Genomic DNA, 17977 nt, shown 5'->3' on the forward strand with positions numbered 1-17977 from the left:
AGTATATTACCAAAGCAAAGTTTTTCATCAGAAAGCGCTCACTTACCTTTCCTATCGTAGTTACCTCAATTTTGAATCTATTCAAGGAATCTGTTGAGTACAATATTTCAACTCTATTGCCCAAATTCAAAGTCAAAACAGTTACTGGGGCAGCTTTCTCACTGGCTCGTTATAAGGTCGAAATTTCATTTTTTAAGGATCTGAACAGCATACTTGTGGATTTTCATCAACGACACTATGTTAGACGTTGGAAAGGCTTTCAGTTGATCGCCGGCGATGGCTCAACGGTCTCGCTGCCTGCATCACCGGGTATAAAAAAACACTTTGGCGTTTATTCTGAAAATGAAAATGGTGCCAAAAGTTGTCTTGCCCAATTGTTTATGCTTTTTGACATCAACACAAAGACGGTATTGGCGAGTCGGATAAGCGAGATGAAGAACTCAGAGAGAACTCTTTTCAAGGATTGCCTAAACAACCTTGCTGTCAATAAGGCTATTTTTATCTTAGACAGGGGATTTGGTTACTTCAATATATTCAAGAGGCTTATCGAAGAGAAAAGTGACTTTTGTATCAGGGTTAGCTCATCGAATTCTACCTTTGCCAAACAGGTAATGAATAATCCATCTGAGGATTTTATTACGGAGTGGCAACCAAGTTTAAGGGAAAAAAGGACCTGTGCCGAGCATGGGCAAGATTGCGAACCCATAAAAGTAAGAGTTTCGAAAATCAAACTAACAACAGGTGAGATCGAACTATTGATATCCTCACTTGAGCCTAAGAATATCAGCTTAGCAGATATTAACCAGCTTTATACGCTCAGATGGAGGATTGAAGAGGGTTTTAAAAAGCTCAAGCCCAAAATGAAACTCGAGCAGTTTGGTAGCCGTAAGCCAGAAGGCATAAACCAGGAATTTGAGGCCCATATTTTCATGATGAATCTCGTTGCTTTACTGGGGATTACCGCACAGGACAAGATTGAAAAAAACATGGATAAAAGAAGATACGGTTATATCTTCAACTGGCAAAATGCATTCAGATTTGTTAGGAACAGCCTAATTGAGTTAGTAATGGGATCAAAACTGAAAACAATAATTAAACAGCTAATAGAGCAAATTTCTAAAACTGTAGTTGCGGTAAAGCCAACAAGAAGCTTTCCCAGAATTAAAGTTCGGCAAAATAAAAGCAGGTTGCACCAAGCATATAAATAGCTTAACTTAATAGCATTGGTGTCGTCACGAACCGAAACATAGTAATTAGAAATACTTTTCGCATGAGGTTATACCTGCTTAGTATCTAATTAAATATAAATTGTATTTAATTAAATGCGTTTTTATATTAGAGAAACCAAACCTGCAAGTTATATAAATAGTAATAACAAAAAATAAATGATAACATGAATAAGAAACTTAACCAATCCTTTAACCGCTTTAAAATCCTTACTTTAATAGGCACTTTGCTATTTTTTGGGAATGTTTTCGGGAACGTTCCCGAAAAGGATTTGAAGTCGCCGGATGGCAATTTAGTCGCCAGTTTTGCTTTGGCCGAAGGGGGAGTACCTACCTATAGCTTAAAGTACAAAGGAAAAGACGTTATTAAAGCCAGCAAGCTGGGGCTTGAACTTAAAGATGGTAAATCTTTAATGAAAGGTTTTACCATAACCGATACTAAAACCAATACTTTTAACGAAACCTGGAAACCGGTTTGGGGCGAAGTAAAAGAAATTGTAAATCATTACAACGAACTGGCGGTAACTTTAACGCAAAAAGAAACTAACCGCTATATCATTGTGCGGTTACGTTTGTTTAACGATGGTTTGGGTTTTAGATATGAATTTCCTGAACAAAAAAACTTAGATTATTTCGTAATTAAAGAAGAGAAAACCCAGTTTGCCTTAGCTGGCGATCATAAAGCTTTTTGGCTTCCTGGCGATTACGATACACAGGAATACAGTACGGTAACCTCAAACTTATCAGAAGTACGCAGTAAAATGAAAGCTGCGGTTACACCAAATGCGTCGCAAACTACTTTTTCGCCAACAGGTTTACAAACGCCTTTAATGATGAAGAGTAAAGATGGTTTGTACATCAATATCCATGAAGCGGCATTGATCAACTATTCGCTAATGTCGTTAAATCTCGACGATAAAAATATGGTTTTAGAATCGTGGCTAACGCCAGATGCAGTTGGCGATAAAGGTTATTTGCAGGCACCCTGTTTATCGCCCTGGAGAACCATTATTGTGAGTGATAAAGCAGGTGACATTTTAACCTCAAAGCTAACCTATAACTTAAACGAGCCAACAAAATTTAAAGATGTATCGTGGATAAAACCAACCAAGTATGTAGGTGTTTGGTGGGAAATGATTACAGGTAAAAGTACCTGGGCCTATAATGATTTAACCAGTGTGCAATTGGGCGTAACCGATTATGCCAAAACAAAACCCAATGGGAAACATGCTGCAAATACTGCACATGTAAAAGAATACATCGATTTTGCAGCTAAAAATGGATTAGATGCTGTTTTGGTTGAAGGCTGGAACGAGGGCTGGGAGGATTGGTTTGGTAAAACAAAAGATTATGTATTTGATTTTGTAACGCCCTATCCCGATTTCGATGTAAAAGAATTACACCGTTACGCCGCAAGTAAAGGTGTTAAAATGATTATGCACCATGAAACTTCTTCGTCGGTACGTAATTATGAGCGCCATTTAGATACCGCTTATAAATTTATGAAAGCCAATGGTTACGATGCCGTTAAAAGCGGTTATGTAGGCAACATAATCCCAAGGGGAGAGCATCATTATGGCCAATGGTTAAATAATCATTACCTGTATGCCATCCAAAAAGCAGCGGAATATAAAATTATGGTGAATGCACATGAGGCTGTTCGCCCAACAGGCCTGGCGCGTACTTATCCGAACTTAATCGGAAACGAATCGGCAAGGGGAACAGAATATGAAGCTTTTGGGGGCAATAATGCCGATCATACCACTATTTTGCCCTTTACACGTTTAATAGGTGGGCCAATGGATTATACCCCAGGTATTTTCGAGACTAAAGTAAGTGTTTATAACCCTGAAAATACTTCTTTTGTGCACAGTACATTGGCCCGCCAGCTGGCACTTTACGTTACCATGTATAGTCCGCTGCAAATGGCTGCCGATTTGCCTGAAACTTATAACAAGTACATGGATGCTTTTCAGTTTATTAAAGATGTGGCGGTAGATTGGGACGATACCAAAGTTTTAGAAGCAGAACCTGGCGATTATATCACTTTTGCGCGTAAAGCGAAAGGTAAAAACAACTGGTTTGTTGGCCGCACCAATGATGAAGTGGGCCGAACATCTAAAATTGATTTTAGCTTTTTGGATCCTGGTAAAAAATATGCTGCAACCATTTATGCCGATGCAAAAGATGCCCATTACGAAACCAATCCTAAAGCCTATACCATCCGTAAAATGGAGGTAACCAGTAAAACTACATTATCGCAGTATTGTGCACCAGGTGGGGGATACGCGATTAGTATTATGGCGAAATAAGTTAAGTTAGTGAATGTCAGTGTTGCCAGCTGACACTCTTCTCTTCTAGTCGCAGCCCCCGCTGCGACTTTTTTATTGTTTTTTTGCCACGGATGTACACAGATAAATACGGATTAAAATTTATTTCAATATCTATCATGTTAGTCAGATTCTGAGCTGATCTACCAGTGACAGGTTTAGAAAATCAGTCGAAATGACGATCCTACAGGCCTGTCATCACCCTTCCTTTGTTTTTTTAAAACTAACCTCTCAGGATGATGGCCCTAGTAGAGTTCTTTCCCGCAGATCTTACTGATAGTCGCAAAAAAAAACAATTAATTTGCGTTAATCATCTTAAACCTGCGGGACTGTTTTTGTAATTGGCAGTTAATTGTGCTGAGTTATCTTAACAGATCATAACAGCTGACTGCAGGAAAATATCTTATTTTATAATATCTTAGCAAAGACATTAAAACCAAGCAATTCTTAACAAAATATTACTATGCCCAGAACCAAAAACCATATCGAACTTCAATTTTTAAGTGAACCCTCTGATGTTAATTATGGAGGTAAGGTACATGGTGGGATGATGATGAAATGGATCGATCAGGCTGCTTTTGCCTGTGCTTTACAGTGGAGCCAGACTTATTGTGTAACAGTTTATGTTGGGGGAATCCGTTTTTTTCATCCTGTTCATATCGGGCACTTGGTTAAAATGGAAGCACGCATTATTTACACGGGTAAAACCAGTATGCATATTGCCGTTGATGCTTTTTCAAAACCAGTAGGGCAAACCGATTTTGTTAAGAATACACACTGTATTATTGTTTTTGTTGCGGTAGACGACGATGGCCAGCCAAAAGGAATCCCAGCCTTTAAGCCAAAAACCGAAAAAGAAATTGCCATGCATGGCTACGCCATTAAATTAATGGAACTGCGTAAAAGCATTGATAAAGAAATGGAACCGTATATTGTGTAAGCGTGAGGCGTTGAGCGGTTGGCGATTCAGCTTAACCACAGAGAAAACAGAGGGTAGGCCACGGAGCACACCGAGTTAAGCGCATAGCTATTGTATTTGTTTTATACTCTGTGTACCTCAGTGCAAAACTCGGTGTCCTCTGTGGTAAAAAAAAGCGGAATCTATTCTACAATCGGCAAGCTGAAACAAAACTTACTGCCTTCGCCAATGGCGCTTACCACCCATATTTTTCCGTTTTCGGCTTCAATAAAATCTTTAGAAATGGCGAGGCCCAATCCGGAGCCCGATTTATTCTGTCCATCGGTTGGTACCTGAAAGTACCTGTCGAATAATCTTTTCTGGTATTTTTCGTCAATGCCTTTTCCAAAATCGCGCACAGAAAATTCGATAAACTTGTCTTTTTGGAAAACATCGATGATTACCTTCGATTTTTCTGCACTGTACCGCAATGCATTAGATAAAAAGTTAACCAGTACCCAGGCTGTTTTCTGGATATCGGCATTCACATCCCGCAAGTTCTGGTTGCAGTTAAGTACCAGTTGAATCGATTTTTGTTCGGCCTGAAATTTAACAGCATCAACGGCATAACTTACAATTTCTTCTGGTTTGGTTATGGCAAAAGTGAGTTTTAAATTACCGGTTTCTACTTGCGAAAGATCTAAAAGTTCGCTGGTGATTTTTAGCAGTCTGTCGCTATCTTCTTTGATATGGTTGAGCAGTTCATGCTGTTCTTCATTCATGGCACCCACACGCTCATCGTTTAGCAATTTCAAACTCATTTTGATAGATGATAGGGGTGTTTTTAACTCGTGCGAAACTGTAGCGATAAAATTTGTTTTGGCTTCATCGAGCTCTTTAAACTGCGTAATATTTTTTAACGTGTAAACGCTTCCTGCAGATTTAGAAGAGGCAATTAAAGTGTTTTCATCCTGTTCTTCATAATTTGGGATGATGATTTCGCGGTTTTCCAACAGGAAATAAGATTCCTTATCATCAGCATAAATTTTTAGGGTATTATCATTGGTTTCGGGTTTAATAATCCGTTTAAGCAGCTCGTTCTTTTGCATCAGTTCGGCCACGTTCTGGCCAATAACCTTATCTTCATCAAGGCTCATCAGTTTTGCCGCCAGATGATTTAGAAAGAGTACTTCACCTTTTTCATTTAGGCCGATTATGGCATCCTGCATTTGTGCAATAATGGCTTCAATACGTGATTTTTCGGATTTAATTTTAGATAAGTTGCTGTTTTCCCATTCGTTTAGTTTAACCACCATTCCGTTAAAGGAATCTGCCAGTTCTGTAAACTCATCTTCGTTTTCGAAATGCAGGCGCTGTTTATAATTTTTACGACTGATCTGTTTAATCGCTGCACCAAATTCGGCAAGGGGGTTGGCTACAAAACCTGGAAAGTTTACAATGAACGTAAAGAGGATAATAAAACTCAGGGTAGCGGCAATCATGATGTAGAGGTTTGCCCTAGATGAGGTTTCATTGGCCAATTCATTCTTATCGTAAATGGCCTTCATGTTTACCTGTTCGATATTTTGTAGTGCAACGCGCAAATTTTTAATGCTATTTTCTTTAATGCTTAACGATTGTGGACCGTTTAGCATGGCAAAAGCCGTTTCCAATTTCTGGAAAGCCACTTTTTCGCCGGGTTCGGTAATGTTTAACCCTTCGTTTTTTAAGTTTTCCTTAAATACAGCCAGTTGAGTACTGCTTAATGGAAATTGGTTCTGATCGATTACATTGCGCATAGCAGCAACGTATTTCAGTGATTTGTAGTTGTCTTTAAGGATTGCCTTCGATTTATCTGAAAGCTCGTTTAAGAAAAAGAGCGCGATTAATCCGAAGGACAAAACAAGTATAAAGAGAAACCCGAATCCGAGGCGGAGCTTGGTTTTTATTTTCATCTGTTTATGTTTTTTTTTAATGGTGATGAAGCTATCATGATTTGCTTATTTTATTGTGTGATATTTGAAAATCATTGATGGTTTCATGACTTTTTTGTTTAACCGCAAAGGCGGAGAGATTTTCGCTATTAATGCAAAGCAATTTCTCTCTTTTTTTTGTAAAAATAGGTTATATTAAATCTGTTTCCTGATTAACTAAATTATATAACCAAGGTTAAATAAATAGTTATTCATTTAGCCTGTAGTCAATAGCTATGCCAGTAGATTGGGTTATTGTTTAAGTTGTTGTTTTATAGTATTTTATGGTGTTTCTAAAAATGTTTTAAGCAAAAAACCTTTTCATTTTGGAAGGGTTTTTATCATTTTGAACCATTGCTTCTGGAGGTTTAATGCGCTGTTCTACGTTTCTAGACCTGATTGCAAAGGAAAGCCCGCAGCGCAGAGAGGACTTGCAACAGAAAGCAGGAGTGACGCTATATGAAACACAGGGTTTGCTTTTCAAAAAAAGAATAGAGTTTGTTTTTTCGGAAAGCAGGTTTGGTAACATTTAGGCTGGTGCAGCCCCGCTGTCCGCTTTACTGCGTGCCGCTTCCCATCAGGTTTAGGTGGCGCGGCCGGTAATAAGATTTGGGGCTGTAGGGTGCAGAAAATGAAAATTTAATTTAGACTGAACGATTTTTAAGGTTATGGCGCTGCCTTTTGTTCCCTAAACCTGATTGCAATGGAAAGCCCGTAAGCGAGGTATCCCGATTCATCGGGGCGGACTTGGAATGAAAAGCGGGGCTGACGCTCCTATGAAATGCAGGCTGGGCTTTCCAAAAGAAGAATAGAGCTCTATTTTTTTTGAAAGCAGGTTTGGTAACATTTAGGCTGGTGCAATCCCGCTGTACGCTTTACTGCGTGCCGCTTCCATCAGGTTTAGGTGGCGCGGTCTGTACCGTGATTTAGGGTTGCAGGATGCAGGAAAAAATGAATGACGATTAGAATTTGATAAACTTATCTATCTGCTCGTTTGTAAACTTAATCGTATCTGGATGATTGAAATTACCTTCGGCATCTAACTCGGTTTTAATATTAGGAATGTGCAAACGTAAGGGTAAAATATGCAGATGAATATAATGACAAACGCCTGTGAAATGATCTACACCGCGGATATTACCATATTTACCAGAAGAAATTCCGACTAAAGCGGCCTTTTTATCATAAAAGCTATCGGGGAAATTACAGGCATCTATTAACACTTTTAACACCCCTGGGTAGCTTCCATTGTACTCTGGCATGATAAATAAAAACTTTTCAGTGTTATTAATCATGTTCTGGATTTCTTGAAAAGCTGCTGATCGTTTGCCATACATATCCGTATTCAAAACATCTATAGGCAGGTGCTCCAGGCTGAACAAACTGGCATCGGCTCCTTTTTCTTTTAGTTGCCTTTGGTAATATTTAGCAACTTTTAGCGTATTGCTATTGGGCCTGTTGGTAGCGGCTATAATTGTGATCATGGATAATTGTTAATAAGATGTGTAAAACCCAAACACGCTTCTTGCTAAAATTGCCATATAGTTTGTATCTTAGCTGATTGTGAAAAAGGCCGTAAACAACGCAAAAATAGAACTTTTTGCCAATTAAAACGCATAAATAACACAGCCCAAATAAACGTTAAGTAAATTTCGGATACATAGATGAGCAAAATTATTGCATTAGCAAATCAAAAAGGTGGTGTTGGTAAAACAACTTCATCTATAAACCTGGCTGCGAGTTTGGCCGTATTAGAATACAAAACTTTACTGGTTGATGCTGATCCTCAGGCAAATTCGACTTCAGGAATCGGTTTCGATCCCCGGAATATTAAAGATAGTATTTATGAGTGTATCATTAATGATATCGATCCTTTACAGGCCATCCAAAAAACGGATACACCAAATTTAGATTTACTGCCCGCTCACATCGATCTGGTTGGTGCAGAAATCGAGATGATTAACCTGAACAACCGCGAGTACAAAATGAAAGCGGTTTTGGAGAAAATTAAAGATCAGTATGATTTTATTATCATCGATTGTTCACCATCTTTAGGTTTAATCACCATCAATGCTTTAACAGCGGCCGATTCGGTTATTATTCCTGTTCAGTGTGAGTATTTCGCGCTAGAAGGTTTGGGTAAGTTATTAAATACTATAAAAATTGTTCAGAACCGTTTAAACCCTGATCTGGAAATTGAAGGTATTTTACTTACCATGTACGATGTGCGTTTACGTTTATCAAACCAGGTGGTAGAAGAGGTGAGAACACATTTCCACGAACTGGTTTTCGATACCATTATTCAGCGTAATACACGTTTAAGTGAAGCACCTAGTTATGGCGTTTCGGTAATTATGCACGATGCCAATTGCAAAGGTGCCATTAACTACCTTAATCTTGCGCGCGAAATTGTAAAGAAAAACGGCCTTCTAAAGGAAGAAGAAAACATAGGAACAGCAACTTTATAAACTATAGATGACATCTTTTCAGCGAAAAACAGGTTTAGGAAGAGGGTTAAGTGCGCTTTTAGATGATAGCGAATCTTCTCATCCGCCAAAACAGCAGGTAAATGCTGTGAGCGAAACCGAGCAGATTGGCAATATCAGTCACGTAAGTTTAACTGAAGTTGAAACCAATCCATACCAGCCACGTACCGAATTTGACCAGGTAGCTTTAAACGAGCTTGCCGATTCGATTAAGATACAAGGTTTAATACAACCGATTACGGTTAGAAAACTTGGCGCCAACAAATACCAGCTCATTTCTGGTGAACGTAGGTTCAGGGCTTCGAAACTAGCTGGTTTAACACAGATTCCTGCTTACATCCGCAGTGCCAACGACCAACAGATGTTGGAAATGGCCTTGATCGAAAATATTCAGCGCGAAAATTTAAATGCCATTGAGGTGGCCTTGAGTTTCCAGCGGATGATTGACGAGGTAGGCTTAAAACAAGAGCAATTAGGCGAACGTGTAGGCAAAAACCGTACAACGGTTACCAATTACCTGCGTTTGTTAAAACTTCCGCCAGCTATTCAGGCTTCCATCCGAGATCAGAAAATTAGCATGGGGCATGCAAGAGCCTTAATTAATGTTGATGGTGTTGACAAACAATTGTTTATCCACCAGGAAATTTTAGAAAAAGGATTATCGGTACGTAAGGTAGAAGAACTTGTACGTAATTTGCAGCATGTACCTTTAAAAGGCAGCGAAAAATCGAAAGAAAAAGCTGTTTCTTTTCAATATCAAAAATTACAGGACGATCTGGCCTCTAAATTTGCTACCCGCGTAAAGTTAAAAGTAAGTCAGAACGGTAAAGGCGCTATAGAAATACCTTTTATGAGTGATGACGACTTAAACCGAATTTTAGAGTTATTAGACTGGTAATGCAAAAGACTAAGCTTTTAATACTGGTTGCTGCATTTACATTTTTTCTTGTAAACTTAGCCTCGGCGCAGGTTAAGGATACGGTATTAAAACCTGCTGATACTTCGAAAATTAAATTATCTAAATCGTTAGATACTGCGGCTAAAAAACCGATGACCAGAAAGGATTCGATGAAAGCCAAGTATGTTAATCCGGGTAAGGTTGCCGGTAGAAAAGCGGTTTTCAGATCGATGATTATACCAGGGTGGGGGCAATTGTACAATATGCAACTGCTTAACGACGGTTATGGTACAAGAGCCGGAAAAAGCCAGTTTTTTCAAAAGCTATATACCGGTGGTAAAATCGCAGCTATTTATGGTGGTATAACCGTACTTACCATGTCGTACATCGAAAGTAGCAAGCAATATAATTTAGCACTAACAGAATTACAGTATCGCGACTCGCATAACAATCAGCCTGATCCTAACGGCCCTTTTGGTAGCCGTTATTCTACTACAGGCATAACCCAGCGTAAAGATACCTATAGAAGAAATAAGCAAATTGTATTGTTCTCTTACGGTTTGGTTTATTTTGCTAATATAGTTGATGCTTATGTCGCAGCCCGTTTGCATTTCTTTAATATTGATGATAACCTTTCTTTTAAGGTAATGCCATCTATGATTAATACTAATTCAATGTATGGTTTCAATGCAACACCCGCATTAAAATTATCACTAACATTTTAATGTAGAAACCATCATGAATATTCAATATAGGACACTACATTTGAAATCATAATTGTTTATCCGCTACTAAAGGTTAGATACAACAAGAATAAAAACTGAAAATAAATATAAACAGATGAAACCATCATGATTTTTCAAACCAAACTTGGGTGAATAAATGGCTCAGGCCTTCTTGAAACACCATTAAAACATCTACATTAATGAAAAATCTGATAGCTTCATAACAATTAAAACTAAACTATAAACACATGAAAATTGCGCTTTTAGGATATGGTAAAATGGGGCAGATTATCGAGAAATTTGCAGTGGAACGTGGCCACGAAATTGTTTTAAAAATAACGATCGATAATCAGGACGATTTAACCAGACAAAATTTAAAATCGGCTGATGTAGCCATCGATTTTAGTACGCCTGATTCGGTTTTAAAAAATATTGATGCCTGCTTTGATGCCAATGTGCCCATAGTTGTAGGTACAACAGGCTGGTACGGCAAACTCCAGGAAGTAAAAGACGATTGCAACAACAGTAACAATACCTTGCTTTATGGGTCTAACTTTAGTATTGGCGTAAATTTATTCTTTAAGCTGAACCAAACTTTGGCCAAGCTGATGAATAATTACCCTGCCTATGAGGTTCAGGTGGAAGAAATTCACCACACACAGAAACTGGATGCACCAAGTGGTACAGCCATTACCCTTGCGGAAGGGATCGTAGACAACCTGGATAGAAAACAGGAGTGGTTAAACGAAGTGGTTGGGACTGATGTTGAATTGTTTCCGAAAGCAGAGCAATTGCTGATAGAATCGCATAGGATAGAAAATATTCCAGGTACACATACTGTAATTTACAGTAGTGAAGTGGATGAAATAGAAATTAAACACACTGCGCATAATAGAGCTGGTTTTGCTTTAGGTGCAGTTGTAGCGGCAGAATGGTTGAAAGATAAAAAAGGATTTTTCAGCATTACTGATATTTTTGAATAGGAAATAGTTTTCAGTTGAAAATTGGCAGTTTTCAGTTAAGCGATTTATGCAATTAACTGAATAACCAAACAGATAATAATCTGTGTAATCACATAATCTGTGAAATCACACCGAAGGATAACAGGTAACCGATTAATAAATCGCAAACCAAAAATAAGATATATGAATTATAAATTCTGGCAACGAAAAAAAGATGCCCCAAAGAAGAAAAAAACTAAAACCCGTGAGTGGGTTGATGCAATTGTTTTTGCAGTAGTAGCAGCAACCATCATCCGCGTATTTTTTATTGAGGCTTACACCATTCCATCTGGTTCGATGGAAAGATCTTTGCTTATTGGCGATTTCCTTTTTGTGAGTAAAGTTAATTACGGTGCACGTATCCCGATGACTCCGGTTGCTTTTCCCTTTGCCCACCATACTATGCCTTTAACCACTTCTACCAAAGCTTATTGGGATGGTGTGCAGTGGAAATATCATCGTTTACCGGGTTTATCCAAAATTAAGAGAAACGATGTTGTTGTATTCAACTTTCCCGAAGGAGATACTGTAGCCGTAGAAAACCAGGCAGAAAGTTATTATGCATTAGAAAGAAGCATGGGCCGGCAGCAGGTTAGAAGCACATTTACGATAATAGACCGCCCGGTAGATAAACGGGAGAACTTTATTAAAAGATGTATTGGGATTCCGGGCGATGTAATTTCGATGAGCAATGGCGTTGCCAATGTAAATGGCAAAAATGAGCCTTTAAAAAACACAGGCATGATGCCATATCGCATCGAGTTCAAAACCATGGATTTTAATTATTCTGTACTTGATGAATTTAAACTTAATTTAGGCGGAACACCTGCTGTTGCAGATAAGACCTACATTGTAGATGCCTCGCCAGAAATTGCCGATAAATTAAAAACATTTGATTTTGTGAAATCAGTTACCTTAAGCCCAGATCCTGCAGGCGCTGTTCCGGGAGGTGTTTTTCCGAACGATCCAAACAGGGTATGGAACAGGGATAATTTCGGGCCGATTAAAATCCCTTCAAAAGGATGGACCGTTAAAATCGATAGCAATACCATGCCGCTGTACTACAGGGCTATTAGAACTTACGAAGGAAATAAAGTAGAGCAAAAAGCAGGTATTTGGTATATTAATGATAAAGTAGCCATTACTTATACTTTTAAAATGGACTACTATTGGATGATGGGTGATAACCGCCATAATTCGGCCGATTCGCGTTATTGGGGTTTTGTACCCGAAGACCATATTGTAGGTAAAGCTTTATTTGTTTGGATGAGCTGGGATAGTACTGCATCTTTCTTGCATAAAATAAGATGGAGCAGGTTGTTTATGGGCATCCATTAATTTATACGATATTTTTTAGAAAAAGCTTGCTTTATGCAGGCTTTTTTTTATGCCAAAATCACCTTTTTAAAAAAATTAAAAAGTTTTCATTATTTATATTTTTTTTTCATAAGTTTGTTATGTCAGCGGTTGGTAAAAAACATGTAAAAATCTAACTGTATATTCAATTTACATCTTCTGATAAAATTAATGGGTTCAGTTTTCCCATGATTAAACAGTTCAAATTCTACTAATCGAATAATACTGATAAAGTAACTAGCCAATTTAACTAACCATTACCAAATAGATTATGAAACAAACCAGTATCATGTTTTTGTGGATATGTATATAAAACAACTTTCTTTTTAATTTTTTTAAAAAGATTGCATTTCTTTTGTTTTTTTTTATATTTTTATATAACCAAATTGAAAAAATGTCAGCAACTATTAAGAAAGCACAACGACTAAGGGCCGACATTATTAAGCTACTTTATTATAAAAAAAAATCATCGCTTACCGATTTAAGTAAACGTACTAAAAAGAGCCTGCCTCTAATTACGTCGACTGTAAATGCTTTGATAGAAGATGGTTTAATTATAGAGCAAGGATTGGCACCATCTACCGGGGGCCGCCGCCCTTTAAATTTTTTATTAAATCCTGATTACAAAAGGTATATAATAGCAGTAGCAATGGATCAGTTAACCAGTCAATTAACCATATATGATTTGTCAAATCATCAGGTTTTACCCACGCAGGTGATTGATTTAGACATGACCGAGAGTAAAAGTGCTGATACTTTAATTGAATTTATTGACCACTGCATAAAGAAATCAACAATCGATAAAGAAAATTTATTGGGAATTGGTATTGGTATGCCGGGTTTTGTAAATGCAGAGAAGGGAATGAACTATTCATTTATGCAGGTTGAAAACGATATAAGCCTGCAAGACTATCTCGCTAAAAAATTAAGTTTACCGGTTTACATAGATAACGACTCGAGTTTGATTGCCTTAGCTGAATTAAATTTTGGTGAAGCAAGAAATTTAAAAGATGTACTCGTAGTTAATATTGGCTGGGGTACAGGTTTAGGGATGATTATTAATGGCAAATTATATCGGGGGAGTAGCGGTTATGCTGGCGAATTTAGCCATATCCCTTTATCTAATTCCAATACCTTATGCTCTTGTGGTAAGCGGGGATGCCTTGAAGTGGAAACGTCCCTTTTGGTGATGGTTCAAAAAGCAGAAGCAGCGGTAAAAAATGGAGAAGAAACAAGTTTAAGAACACTTTTTAATGATAAAAGTAAAAGCCATGTAGATCATTTCTTGAATGCAGTTGTAAAACAAGATCCTGTCGCTATTTCTATTTTAGCTGATGCTGCATTTCAGATTGGTAAAGGATTAGCCACTTTAATCCATATTATGAATCCTGAACGGATTGTATTAAGTGGCCGTGGTGCAAAAGCTGGAAAAATGCTTCTGCCGCCAATACAACAGGCAATTAACGAGTTTTGTATACCTCGGGTAGCCGAACAAACAGAAATTAAATGCTCTAGTTTAAGTGATGAGGCTGAATTATTGGCTGCTGCCAGTTTGATGGTCGAAAATAGCTTATTTGATTAAGCTAATTTCAATTGAATAAAGAATTAAACAAGTTTTTAACTAATAACCGAACTGTATGCGTAAATGAAAGAAATGACCCTCAACTAAGTCCCGAATTATTTCAAACTAATATCAACTAAACAAATAAAATTATGAAAAAAATGTACTTAAAGTGTCTAAGTGTGCTATTGTTATGTTTTTTAACAATAACCGCTTTTGCACAGAAGAATATTACTGGTACCGTTAAAGACGCGTCCGGTGATCCCATTCCTGGGGTGAGTGTTCTCGAAAAGGGAACTCAAAATGGAACTTCTACCAACGGCGAAGGTAGATTTACCCTTACGGTAAAAGACGGCGCTAGATTGATTTTTAAATCTATTGGTTTAGCCACTCAAGAAGTTGCTGCTTCATCAAATCTGGCTATTGTAATGCTTGATGATTCAAAATCACTAAACGAAGTTATTGTTACTGGCTTTGGTGTTAAAAAAGAAGTCAAAAGGCTAAGTTATTCAGCAACAGCCGTTGGTGGTACAGAATTAGCGCAAGCAAATAATGCCAATGTGGTAAATGCTTTGCAGGGTAAGGTTGCGGGTGTTATGATTAATCAAGGTGCCAGCGGCCCTACTTCTTCTTCAAGAATTAGAATTAGAGGCAACTCGTCGTTAAGTACAAACACACAACCTTTAGTTGTTTATGACGGAATATTGTTGGAACCAGGTACTTCTGGAGCAGACTCATGGGGTGATGCTGCAGATTTTGGTAATATTATGAAAAACATTAACTCTGACGATATAGAAAGTATTAGTGTGTTAAAAGGGGCTGCTGCATCAGCATTATACGGTTCTAAAGCAGCAGGAGGAGTGTTATTAATCACTTCAAAAAAGGGTAAAACTACCAAAGGCTTGGGCGTAACTGTATCGCAAACCAGCTCTTTTGATAATGCCTATAAATTTGTAGATCTTCAGAATGAATATGGAGGTGGAATTTCACCTGTTTTTGCAAAAGATGCAAATGGGATGGATGTTGTTGATCAGCAGGCCAGTTATTACGTAGGTGGATATTCTTTTGGTCCTAAATTGGATGGAAGAATGGTTAAAGATTTAGATGGGGTTGTTAGGCCATGGGTAGCCAATAATCCATTAGATTATTTTAATACTGGAAAGTTCATCAATACAAACGTATCGGTTGAAGGTGCTAACGAAAACACAACTTACCGGTTAGCCTATACCAATTTGAATAATTCAAGTGTTGAACCTGGAAACAGCTTAAAAAGAGATGCATTTGCATTTAGGGTAACCAGAGAAATTTCAAAATCAATTTCAGTTGATGCCAGTGTAAACTACACCATGTCGAATTCATTGAATCCGGCAAGACAGGGAAGTGCCAATAACCCATTATTTGCATTTACTTATTATAAGCCTAGAAACGTTGATTTAAGTGCTTATATTGATAACAATATCAATCCGGTAACCGGAGGCGCTTTGGGTTCTAGTAATCGAAATCTTTATGACCCTTATGGTATAGGATCGTTTGCATATGGACTTCAAAATGATAATAGAACGCAAAAGGAAAATAATTTATTGGCCAATATTGATGTAAATATTAAAATTCTTCCTTGGCTTTCGGCTTTGGTGAGAGCTAACACTAATTTTTACAATATTGCTTACGAAAGAAAAAATAGAGGAGCTGGTGTTGGCTTCGCCGGTGGCGATTACGAGATCACGCAAAATACCAATAAATCCTATCGTGTTCAAGGTTTGTTAAATGCGAGTAAACAACTTTCAAGTGATTTTGAGTTAAATGCTTCAATCGGAGCGGAAACTTATCAAAAAAACCTTGGCGACGCTGCATTTTATAACAGGTCGGTTACCAATGGCGGACTTAAGGTTCCGGATCTTTATTCCATTTCGAATTCCGTTAACCCTTCATCAACAACCGCTTATCCAAATTTGGGTGAACGTACAGACGCAGTTTACTTGTATGGCGATCTTACCTGGAAAAATATGTTGACCTTAAATGTTAGCGGAAGAAATGATTGGTCATCGGCGCTTACTTATAGAGATGGGCACGGTAATTATTCATATTTCTATCCAAGCATAGGTTTAGCCTGGATATTTACCGAGTTACCAGCATTCAAAAATAGTTCGATATTATCTTTTGGTAAGTTAAGAGCATCATATTCTTACACAGGTTTATCGGCTCAGCCACAATATACGAATACAGCCGGCTACTATAGGTTACAAGACGGTAGTTTCAGTAATGCTAATGGAGGCAATCAATCGGTTTATGGATTTAGTGATAACATTCTTAGAAATGACAATTTAAAAAATGAGTTAACCAAGGAACTCGAAATTGGTACCAATTTAGGCTTCTTCAAAAACCGTATAAACATTGATTTTGCTTACTATAAGAAAAATTCCTACAATCAAATTTTAAGCTTTTCTTTACCACAGGAATCAGGAGTTACTTCGCAAGCTTTAAATGCCGGTAACATCCAGAACCAGGGTATCGAGGTTCTGGTAACTGGTAAACCAATCGTGTCAAAAGATTTTAATTGGAATGCTTCAGTTACTTTTACACGTAACCGGAACAAAATATTGGAATTGGCACCAGGGGTTGAAAATTATGACTTAGATCTAGCTTTTGGTAATGATATAACCTCGGTAGCCAGAGTAGGCGAACAATATGGTTCTTTGATTACAGGGTATGGTTATTCATATTATCAAAAGAAAGATGCAAACGGTAATCCAATTGCCAGTGCAAGTAATGGTAAAAAAGTATTAGGTAATACGGGTTATGGAACCACCGGTGGTTATTACACTTTTGTAAGATCCCAGGATTATGATGGTACCAGAAAAAATTTGGGTACTATGATGGAGGATTATCTTGCCAGTACCAGACAAGAATTATCTTATAAAAACTTTACATTCAGTTTTCAAATTGATGCTAAAATTGGTGGTTTAATGGCCTCTGGAACGCATCAATATGGATCAGCTAATGGTTCGTTTGCCAATTCACTTTTTGGCAGGGATGAAGCATCAGGTGGTGTAACTTATACCGATGCAAACGGTGTAGTACAGCATGATGGTATTATTCCTGATGGTGTATTGAATGATGGATTAAAAGCAAATGGAGTAGACTTAGGCGGAATGACCTATGCAGATGCAGTTAAACAAGGTTTGTTAAAACCAGTACCGGCTTACGCTTATTATGAAAACTTAAGTCAATGGTCTAGTGGTATCAGGGAATATTCAGTATTTGAAAATTCTTGGGTAGCACTTCGCGAAGTAACAGTAGGCTACACTGTACCAAGTAAATATTTAAGTAAATTAAAAATAAATACTTTAAGCCTAAATTTAACCGGTAGAAATATAGCCTATTTGTATAAAACAGCTAAAGATGGTGTAAATCCTGAAAGTATTTTTAGCAACAGGGCAGGTGCTTTTGCTGAATATGGCGGTTTTCCTTTGGTAAGAAGCTTAGGTTTTAATATCAGGGCATCGTTTTAATTATTTAAATAATA

The 17977-nt window shown here is 37.7% G+C and carries 12 protein-coding genes; 10 read left to right on the forward strand and 2 right to left on the reverse strand.

Features of this window, described 5'->3' with window-relative positions:
- Positions 1–26: 26 nt before the first annotated feature.
- The 3 genes from LQ201_RS18225 (at position 27) to LQ201_RS18235 (ending at position 4496) form a co-directional block, all read left to right on the forward strand.
- Complete coding sequence (locus LQ201_RS18225; RefSeq protein WP_256449213.1) at positions 27–1208, forward strand: IS4 family transposase; 1182 nt, start codon at positions 27–29, stop codon at positions 1206–1208.
- Between the two features lie 185 nt (positions 1209–1393).
- Positions 1394–3538 carry a glycoside hydrolase family 97 protein gene (locus LQ201_RS18230; RefSeq protein ID WP_230146252.1) on the forward strand — a complete coding sequence of 715 codons (2145 nt, stop codon included), beginning with the start codon at positions 1394–1396 and terminating at the stop codon, positions 3536–3538.
- A 481-nt stretch (positions 3539–4019) separates the two neighbouring features.
- Positions 4020–4496, forward strand: coding sequence for an acyl-CoA thioesterase (locus tag LQ201_RS18235; RefSeq protein WP_029280108.1), 477 nt, complete (start codon positions 4020–4022; stop codon positions 4494–4496).
- A 161-nt stretch (positions 4497–4657) separates the two neighbouring features.
- On the opposite strand, the gene LQ201_RS18240 is transcribed toward LQ201_RS18235, so the two are convergent.
- Both LQ201_RS18240 and LQ201_RS18245 read right to left on the reverse strand, forming a co-directional pair.
- A complete protein-coding gene (locus LQ201_RS18240; RefSeq protein ID WP_230146253.1) occupies positions 4658–6409 on the reverse strand; it encodes an ATP-binding protein in 1752 nt (583 codons plus the stop codon).
- A gap of 980 nt (positions 6410–7389) precedes the next feature.
- Entirely contained in the window at positions 7390–7911 is a 522-nt protein-coding gene (locus tag LQ201_RS18245; protein WP_230146254.1) for an NADPH-dependent FMN reductase, read from the reverse strand.
- Positions 7912–8091: 180 nt separating this feature from the next.
- On the opposite strand from LQ201_RS18245, the gene LQ201_RS18250 reads away from it, so the two are divergent.
- The 7 genes from LQ201_RS18250 (at position 8092) to LQ201_RS18280 (ending at position 17963) form a co-directional block, all read left to right on the forward strand.
- A complete protein-coding gene (locus tag LQ201_RS18250) occupies positions 8092–8895 on the forward strand; it encodes a ParA family protein (RefSeq protein ID WP_055912555.1) in 804 nt (267 codons plus the stop codon).
- A gap of 7 nt (positions 8896–8902) precedes the next feature.
- On the forward strand, positions 8903–9811 hold the full coding sequence (locus LQ201_RS18255; protein ID WP_029280116.1) for a ParB/RepB/Spo0J family partition protein: 909 nt from the start codon (positions 8903–8905) through the stop codon (positions 9809–9811).
- Positions 9811–10536 (forward strand): DUF5683 domain-containing protein, encoded by a 726-nt coding sequence (locus LQ201_RS18260; protein WP_230146255.1) that lies wholly within the window; start codon positions 9811–9813, stop codon positions 10534–10536. The genes LQ201_RS18255 and LQ201_RS18260 overlap by 1 nt, the downstream gene beginning before the upstream one ends.
- 248 nt (positions 10537–10784) lie before the next feature.
- Positions 10785–11519 (forward strand): 4-hydroxy-tetrahydrodipicolinate reductase, encoded by a 735-nt coding sequence (gene dapB / locus LQ201_RS18265; RefSeq protein ID WP_230146256.1) that lies wholly within the window; start codon positions 10785–10787, stop codon positions 11517–11519.
- A 162-nt stretch (positions 11520–11681) separates the two neighbouring features.
- Positions 11682–12875 (forward strand): signal peptidase I, encoded by a 1194-nt coding sequence (gene lepB, locus LQ201_RS18270; RefSeq protein WP_230146257.1) that lies wholly within the window; start codon positions 11682–11684, stop codon positions 12873–12875.
- Positions 12876–13287: 412 nt separating this feature from the next.
- Complete coding sequence (locus tag LQ201_RS18275) at positions 13288–14475, forward strand: ROK family protein (protein WP_215132417.1); 1188 nt, start codon at positions 13288–13290, stop codon at positions 14473–14475.
- Between the two features lie 131 nt (positions 14476–14606).
- The gene (locus tag LQ201_RS18280) at positions 14607–17963 is read left to right on the forward strand and encodes a SusC/RagA family TonB-linked outer membrane protein (RefSeq protein ID WP_230146258.1); all 3357 of its coding nucleotides are present in this window, start codon (positions 14607–14609) and stop codon (positions 17961–17963) included.
- Positions 17964–17977: the final 14 nt, after the last annotated feature.

This window comes from Pedobacter sp. Bi126 (genome assembly GCF_918698245.1).
Classification (GTDB): domain Bacteria; phylum Bacteroidota; class Bacteroidia; order Sphingobacteriales; family Sphingobacteriaceae; genus Pedobacter.